Annotated in this window: 3 protein-coding genes; all 3 read left to right on the forward strand. The window is 50.1% G+C overall.

Annotated features, from left to right (window positions below; translation table 11 throughout):
- The first annotated feature begins 147 nt into the window (after positions 1-147).
- A complete protein-coding gene (gene kup / locus ACUU1I_RS20095) occupies positions 148-2,016 on the forward strand; it encodes a low affinity potassium transporter Kup (protein ID WP_000102319.1) in 1,869 nt (622 codons plus the stop codon).
- Positions 2,017-2,182: 166 nt separating this feature from the next.
- The gene (rbsD, locus tag ACUU1I_RS20100; RefSeq protein ID WP_000715936.1) at positions 2,183-2,602 is read left to right on the forward strand and encodes a D-ribose pyranase; all 420 of its coding nucleotides are present in this window, start codon (positions 2,183-2,185) and stop codon (positions 2,600-2,602) included.
- Between the two features lie 7 nt (positions 2,603-2,609).
- Positions 2,610-2,974 (forward strand): ATP-binding cassette domain-containing protein (locus ACUU1I_RS20105; protein ID WP_449144896.1); only part of this gene is annotated, 365 nt, incomplete at its 3' end.

Consider the following 2,974-nt stretch of genomic DNA (forward strand, 5'->3'; position numbering starts at 1 on the left):
ACTCAAAGGGGGGGGGCTTTTTCTTTGAGCCAGGTTAATGTGGCCGCATTTAGGAGTACGATTTTGCCGTTAATCGTGCATACTGTGCGCTTTTTTGTGGGCCAAGGGACTAAGCACACATTTCATATTTCAACGAAAGACTAGTCTATGAGCACTGATAATAAGCAATCATTGCCCGCGATTACCCTCGCGGCGATTGGAGTTGTCTACGGCGATATTGGTACCAGCCCGTTATATACACTTCGTGAATGTTTGTCCGGCCAGTTTGGTTTTGGCGTTGAACGCGATGCCGTGTTTGGCTTTTTATCGCTGATCTTCTGGCTGCTAATCTTTGTGGTTTCCATTAAATATCTCACCTTCGTGATGCGGGCAGATAACGCCGGTGAGGGGGGGATCCTGACGTTGATGTCGCTTGCCGGGCGTAATACGTCGGCGCGAACCACATCAATGCTGGTGATTATGGGGCTAATCGGCGGCAGCTTTTTCTATGGTGAAGTCGTCATAACACCCGCTATTTCGGTGATGTCAGCCATTGAAGGTCTGGAAATCGTCGCCCCGCAGCTGGATACCTGGATAGTTCCCCTCTCAATTATCGTTCTCACTTTATTATTTATGATTCAAAAGCATGGCACGGCTATGGTCGGTAAGCTGTTTGCGCCGATCATGCTGACCTGGTTTTTGATTCTGGCAGGACTGGGGTTACGTAGCATTATTGCTAACCCGGAAGTGCTGCATGCGCTGAATCCGATGTGGGCGGTGCATTTCTTCCTTGAATACAAAACGGTTTCTTTTATTGCATTAGGGGCAGTGGTGCTGTCGATTACGGGGGTCGAGGCGCTGTATGCTGATATGGGGCACTTTGGTAAGTTCCCTATTCGCCTGGCGTGGTTCACCGTCGTATTACCTTCCTTGACCCTTAATTACTTCGGTCAGGGAGCGTTGTTGTTAAAGAACCCGGAAGCGATTAAGAACCCGTTCTTCCTGTTGGCACCGGACTGGGCGCTGATCCCACTGCTGATCATCGCCGCACTGGCGACGGTAATTGCCTCGCAGGCGGTTATCTCTGGCGTCTTCTCATTGACGCGTCAGGCGGTACGTCTGGGATATTTGTCGCCGATGCGCATTATTCACACCTCCGAAATGGAGTCAGGGCAAATCTATATTCCGTTTGTGAACTGGATGCTCTATGTCGCGGTCGTGATTGTGATTGTCAGCTTTGAGCACTCCAGCAACCTGGCGGCGGCGTACGGGATTGCGGTGACCGGAACCATGGTACTGACGTCTATTCTCTCGACTACCGTGGCACGTCAGAACTGGCACTGGAATAAGTATTTTGTTGCGCTGATCCTGATTGCTTTCCTTTGTGTCGATATTCCATTGTTCACCGCTAACCTCGATAAACTGCTCTCCGGCGGCTGGTTGCCATTGAGCCTCGGTACTGTGATGTTTATCGTGATGACCACCTGGAAGAGCGAGCGTTTCCGCTTGCTGCGGCGGATGCATGAACATGGTAACTCTCTGGAAGCGATGATTGCTTCGCTGGAGAAATCACCGCCTGTTCGCGTGCCCGGGACCGCGGTGTATATGTCGCGTGCAATCAACGTCATTCCCTTTGCGCTGATGCATAACCTTAAACATAACAAGGTATTGCATGAGCGGGTGATTTTGTTAACTCTGCGCACCGAAGACGCGCCATATGTCCATAACGTCCGTCGGGTACAGATTGAACAACTGTCGCCCACTTTCTGGCGCGTGGTGGCAAGTTATGGTTGGCGAGAAACGCCAAACGTGGAAGAAGTTTTCCACCGCTGCGGTCTGGAAGGATTAAGTTGCCGGATGATGGAAACCTCCTTCTTTATGTCGCATGAGTCGTTGATCCTCGGCAAACGCCCGTGGTATTTGCGTCTGCGCGGCAAGCTGTACTTGCTGCTGCAACGTAATGCGCTGCGTGCACCAGATCAATTTGAAATCCCGCCAAACAGGGTTATCGAACTGGGTACTCAGGTCGAAATCTAACGCCAGACGCCTCCTTTCTTCATAAGGGGGCGTTTTTGTTTTCATGGTTAATCACCATGTAAAACGTTTCGAGGTTGATCACATTTCCGTAACGTCACGATGGTTTTCCCAACTCAGTCAGGATTAAGCTGCGGATCAGCGAAACGTTTCGCTGATGGAGAAAAAAATGAAAAAAGGCACCGTTCTTAATTCTGATATTTCATCGGTGATCTCCCGTCTGGGACATACCGATACGCTGGTGGTGTGTGATGCTGGTTTACCCATCCCCAAAAGTACAACGCGTATCGATATGGCATTAACCCAAGGTGTACCTTCTTTTATGCAGGTGCTGGGCGTCGTCACAAATGAAATGCAGGTCGAGGCTGCCATTATCGCGGAAGAGATCAAACAACATAATCCGCAACTCCACGAAACGTTGCTCACTCACCTTGAGCAGCTGCAAAAACACCAGGGAAATACCATTGAAATTCGTTACACCACGCATGAACAATTCAAACAACAAACCGCAGAAAGTCAGGCGGTAATTCGCAGCGGAGAATGTTCTCCGTATGCGAATATCATTCTCTGTGCTGGCGTGACGTTCTGAGGCCGTCATGGAAGCATTACTTCAGCTTAAAGGCATCGATAAAGCCTTCCCGGGTGTAAAAGCCCTCTCGGGCGCAGCGTTAAATGTCTATCCGGGCCGTGTGATGGCGCTGGTGGGCGAAAACGGCGCGGGTAAATCCACCATGATGAAAGTGCTTACTGGTATCTATACTCGCGATGCCGGCACGCTTTTATGGCTGGGGAAAGAAACGACATTTACCGGGCCGAAATCTTCCCAGGAAGCCGGGATTGGGATTATCCATCAGGAACTGAACCTGATCCCGCAGTTGACCATTGCCGAAAACATTTTCCTCGGTCGTGAGTTTGTTAATCGCTTTGGCAAAATTGACTGGAAAACCATGTATGTCGAAGT

It is taken from the genome of Shigella sp. SIG3 (assembly GCF_053555855.1).

Excerpts from the sequence above, each read along its gene's own strand:
- rbsD (WP_000715936.1), top strand. The coding sequence starts at position 2,183 with ATGAAAAAAGGCACCGTTCTTAATTCTGATATTTCATCGGTGATCTCC.
- kup (WP_000102319.1), top strand. The coding sequence starts at position 148 with ATGAGCACTGATAATAAGCAATCATTGCCCGCGATTACCCTCGCGGCG.